The sequence below is a fragment of the Rhizobium sp. SRI_017 genome (assembly GCF_057586295.1).
In genome coordinates this window covers 1-4,152 of the sequence record NZ_JBYCZP010000048.1, presented here as the reverse complement: position 1 = coordinate 4,152, position 4,152 = coordinate 1, and the positions used below count along the sequence as shown (strand labels likewise).

The window sequence follows — 4,152 nt, the reverse complement described above, 5'->3', positions numbered from 1 at the left end:
ACCCAGTTCCGGGCGATGCCTGACAGGACCGTCAGCGCGGACGCCGCGCTGACGGCGAGGTAGGCGACGACCACGGCGGTCTGGATGGACGCGCCGTGGTCGGCCCCGAGCACGAGGTTGCCGATCAGGATCGCGAGCGCGACGAAGCGGAGCAGTTCGACCCGTAGCCCTCCAGCCGGCCGTTGCCCCGCCCCATCAGCGATATCCGTCACGGCAACTCTCCCGTCACTTCACGTAATAGATCGTGGTGCCGGACATCGTGCTCCTGGAACCGATGACGCTCTCGATGGCGACGTGGTGGGACCGCAGTTCTTCGGCGATCGCGGGATCGGAAGCGATCTCGGCCTGAAGTCGCTGGACGTAATCGTCGGTGGCCCGACGCAGAACTTCTCCCTTCTCCGGCTTGTTCAGCTTGGAGACATACCGGATCGTGAAGCCCTCCGGCGGATGGTACGCCTTGTTGCCCGAGAGGTCGTTGGCTATAGACGATGTTGCGCCCGTCAGGAGCGCGAGGCCTGCGAGGATGGTGACTGTCTTCTTCATGGTCTTGTCCTTTTCTGATGGGTGCTCCGCTTCAGCGGAGGCGGTGCCTGGAGGAATGTCGGTTCTTCCAGGCACCTCGCACGGGGACCGACGGTGACGAACCGTCGGTTGGTCGGCTCAGTCCAAACCGCCGCCGTCGCGGCCCGCGCCTCCTCTTCCCGGCACTGGAGACCGGGAATCCGCTGTTCCGCGGATGCGGGGTTACTTGACTTCGGTGACAGTGAGCTTGCCGTTGACGCGGTCGGCGACGAACTCGATGTCGGCGCCTTCCTTCAGCTTGGCCGCATCGACACCCTCACCGATGCGGAACACCATCGTCATGGCTGGCATTTCCAGACTCTTGAGTTCCTCGTGGATGATCGTGACCTTGCCGGCCTTCTCGTCGAGCTTCTTGATCTTGCCCTTGGTGAACTCGGCCGCGAAGGCGGTTCCGGCGAGCGCCAGCGTGAGGGTGGCGGCGACCGCCAGATTGATGATCTTGCGCATGTCTGTGCTCCTTGCCGGGATTACTTCTTGGCCGTGACGCTGACGTCGCCATGCATGCCCGCCTCGAAATGGCCAGGGATCAGGCAGGCGAATTTCAGGTCGCCAGACTTGGTGAACTTCCAGATGATCTCGCCCGTCTTGCCGGGCGCGAGGCGCACGGAATTCGGGTCGTCGTGTTCCATCTCGGGGAACTTCTCCATGACCTTCTTGTGCTCCATGACCTCTTCCTCGGTGTCGAGCACGAATTCATGGTCGGTCTCCCCCGCATTGCGGATCGCAAAGCGCACGGTCTGGCCTTCCTTCACCTTCACCGAGGCGGGCATGTAGAGCATCTTGCCGTCGTCGGTCTCCTTCATGGTGACCTGGATCGTCTGGGTGACCTTGGCCTTCTTGCCCGGCTCGCCAGCCAGCGACACCTTGTCGTGGCCGCCTTCGTGGGTGCCGGAGGCGAGCGCCGTCGTGCCCAGAGCGGCGAGCGCCATTGCCATGAGATATTTCGTCATCGTGTTTCCTTTCAATGGTGGTCTTTATGGGAGGATGTCGTGGTCGCGCCGTCCTTGGGCGTCACCTTGGTCTTTGCGTCTTCCGCCTTGGCGTGATCGGGCAGAGCGCCCGTCCATTCCCAGGCCTGCGTTCCGGGCGGGTTCTCGTACCAGCCCGGATCGCTGTAATCGTCCGCGGAGATTGCCTCGCGGACCTTCACCACCGAGAACATGCCGCCCATCTCGATCGGGCCATGTGGGCCCCAGCCGGTCATCATCGGCACCGTGTTCTCGGGGATTTCCATCTCCATCTCGCCCATGTCGGCCATGCCCTTGGTTCCCATGGGCATGTATTCGGGCTGGAGCTTTTTGATCTTCTCGGCGACCTTGCTCTTGTCGACGCCGATGAAGGTGGGCACGTCATGGCCCATGGCGTTCATCGTGTGGTGCGACTTGTGGCAGTGGATCGCCCAGTCGCCGAGATATTTGGCGTCGAACTCGTAGGCCCGCATCGCGCCGACCGGGATGTCGATCGACACTTCCGGCCAGCGCGCCTCCGGCCGCACCCAGCCGCCGTCGGTGCAGGTGACCTCGAAGTCGTAGCCATGCATGTGGATCGGATGGTTGGTCATGGTGAGGTTGCCCACCCTCACCCGAACGCGGTCGTTCTTGGAGACGACGAGCGGATCGATCCCTGGAAACACCCGGCTGTTCCAGGTCCAGAGATTGAAGTCGGTCATCGTCATCACCTTGGGCACGCGCGTGCCGGGATCGATGTCGTAGCCGGAAAGCAGGAAGGCGAAGTCCCGGTCGACGGGCATGAACTTCGGGTCCTTGGGATGGATGATGAAGAGGCCCATCATGCCCATCGCCATCTGCACCATCTCGTCGGAATGCGGGTGGTACATGAAGGTGCCCGACTTCACGAGATCGAACTCGTAGACGAAGGTCTTGCCAACAGGGATATGCGGTTGAGAAAGCCCGCCGACGCCGTCCATCCCGGATGGCAGGATCATGCCGTGCCAGTGGATCGTGGTGTGCTCCGGCAGCTTGTTGGTGACGAAGATGCGCACCCGGTCGCCCTCGACCGCCTCGATCGTCGGGCCGGGTGATTGGCCGTTGTAGCCCCACAAGTAGGCGGTCATGCCCTCGGCCATCTCGCGCTCGACGGGTTCCGCCACAAGATGGAACTCCTTGACGCCGTTGTTCATGCGGAACGGCGCCGTCCAGCCGTTGAGCGTCACGATGGGCTGATAGTCGGGGCCGGATTTGGGGTGGAGCGGCCCTTGCGTGGAGGCCTTGTCCATGATGGCCGCTTCCGGCAGCCCCATATTGGTGGTGGCGGCCCAGGCGGAACTGGAGACCAGCGCAGCCCCGGCTCCCAGTATCTGTCTTCTCGATAACATCGTCTGGTCCTTTCTCAGTGCCCGCCGCCTTCGTTCGAAGGCGCGGAGGACGCGGCTTCGGCCGGGGCGGAACCTGCACCGCCGCCATAGACGGCCGCCGTCAGGTTCGCCGCCGCAAGCCAGAAGTCGCGCTTGGCGTTGATGGAGAGCTGGCTGGCGTTCACCTTCTCGCGGCTGTCGGCGAGCAGTTCGAACGTGTTGGTGATCATGCCGTTGTAGGAGAGCAGCGACTGCTGCTCGATCGTGGTCCTCAGCGGCACGAGGCTGTTGCGATAGTGGCGGGCGATGTCGTAGCTCGATCGGTACGCCTCATAGGCCGACCGCGACTCCGAGCGGACATTGACCGCCTTCTCCGCGAGCTGGTTTGCGGCCCGCATATAGGCGAGTTCGGCCTTGCGCATCCGCGCCTTGCCGCTGTCGAAGATCGGGATGACGAATTCCAGTTCCTTGGAATAGGTCGTATCCTTCCTGATCTTGCCGTCCTCCTTCTCGCGCTCGGTCTCGAAACCGGAGATGATCTCGAGGTCGGTGACGAAGCGTGTCGCTTCCGTCAGCCCGTAGGCCTTGGCATTGGCCTCGAGTTCCAACCTGGCGACCTGCAGATCGACGCGGTTGGCCAGCGCCTGGGCCTCGATCACGTCGTTGGTGATCAGCGTCCTGGGCAGCGACGGCAGGCGGTTCGGCAGCTTGTAGGCGACGTCGTCGCCCCACAGGCCCATGAGGCGGGTGAGTTCCTCCTTGGCGAGCCGTTCCGCCAACCGCGCCTGAGCCGTCTGGCCCGCGAGTTCGGCGTTGAAGGCATGTTCGCGCGCCTGCGAACCCTTGGTCATCGAACCCGCTTTGCCCAGTTCCAATGCCAGTTGCGAGGCGGCGTCGGAGGCGATCTGGGCCTGGCCCAACTGAACCGTCGTCTCGCGCGCGGCGACGGCATTGACCCAGGCCCGCCGGGTGCTGGCCGCCAGTTCGAGTGTCTTGAGCGCGGCATTCAACTGCGCCTGCTCGAAACGCACCTTGGCGACCTTGATGGTCTTGTCGCGTGTGGCGAGCGCCAGAATGTTGACGGCCAGCGTGCCCTCGATGGCGCGGTAGGCTTCGAGCCCCGGCGTGCCGATGCCCGTCAGGCCGACCGATACCGTCGGGTTGACCAGAAGCGTCGACTGCCAGACATCGGCCCCGGCATCGCCGAGATCGGCATAGGCTGCCTGCAGACCCTTGTTGTTCAGAAGCGCAATCTG

At 63.6% G+C, this 4,152-nt stretch carries 5 protein-coding genes and 1 pseudogene; all 6 read right to left on the bottom strand.

Annotated features, from left to right (window positions below; genetic code table 11):
- A pseudogene (locus AC2YI2_RS34825) lies at nucleotides 1-212 on the bottom strand (hypothetical protein); the annotation flags it as partial.
- A gap of 13 nt (nucleotides 213-225) precedes the next feature.
- A complete protein-coding gene (locus AC2YI2_RS34820) occupies nucleotides 226-543 on the bottom strand; it encodes a hypothetical protein (RefSeq protein WP_487391092.1) in 318 nt (105 codons plus the stop codon).
- Between the two features lie 201 nt (nucleotides 544-744).
- A complete protein-coding gene (locus AC2YI2_RS34815; RefSeq protein WP_487391091.1) occupies nucleotides 745-1,029 on the bottom strand; it encodes a copper-binding protein in 285 nt (94 codons plus the stop codon).
- Between the two features lie 20 nt (nucleotides 1,030-1,049).
- Entirely contained in the window at nucleotides 1,050-1,532 is a 483-nt protein-coding gene (locus tag AC2YI2_RS34810; RefSeq protein WP_487391090.1) for a cupredoxin domain-containing protein, read from the bottom strand.
- Between the two features lie 11 nt (nucleotides 1,533-1,543).
- Nucleotides 1,544-2,917, bottom strand: a complete 1,374-nt coding sequence (locus AC2YI2_RS34805; RefSeq protein WP_487391089.1) for a multicopper oxidase family protein — start codon at nucleotides 2,915-2,917, stop codon at nucleotides 1,544-1,546.
- A 14-nt stretch (nucleotides 2,918-2,931) separates the two neighbouring features.
- A partial coding sequence (locus AC2YI2_RS34800) for a TolC family protein (protein ID WP_487391088.1) occupies nucleotides 2,932-4,152 on the bottom strand: 1,221 nt, incomplete at its 5' end.

Excerpts from the sequence above, each read along its gene's own strand:
- AC2YI2_RS34815 (WP_487391091.1), bottom strand. The coding sequence starts at position 1,029 with ATGCGCAAGATCATCAATCTGGCGGTCGCCGCCACCCTCACGCTGGCG.
- AC2YI2_RS34805 (WP_487391089.1), bottom strand. The coding sequence starts at position 2,917 with ATGTTATCGAGAAGACAGATACTGGGAGCCGGGGCTGCGCTGGTCTCC.
- AC2YI2_RS34810 (WP_487391090.1), bottom strand. The coding sequence starts at position 1,532 with ATGACGAAATATCTCATGGCAATGGCGCTCGCCGCTCTGGGCACGACG.
- AC2YI2_RS34820 (WP_487391092.1), bottom strand. The coding sequence starts at position 543 with ATGAAGAAGACAGTCACCATCCTCGCAGGCCTCGCGCTCCTGACGGGC.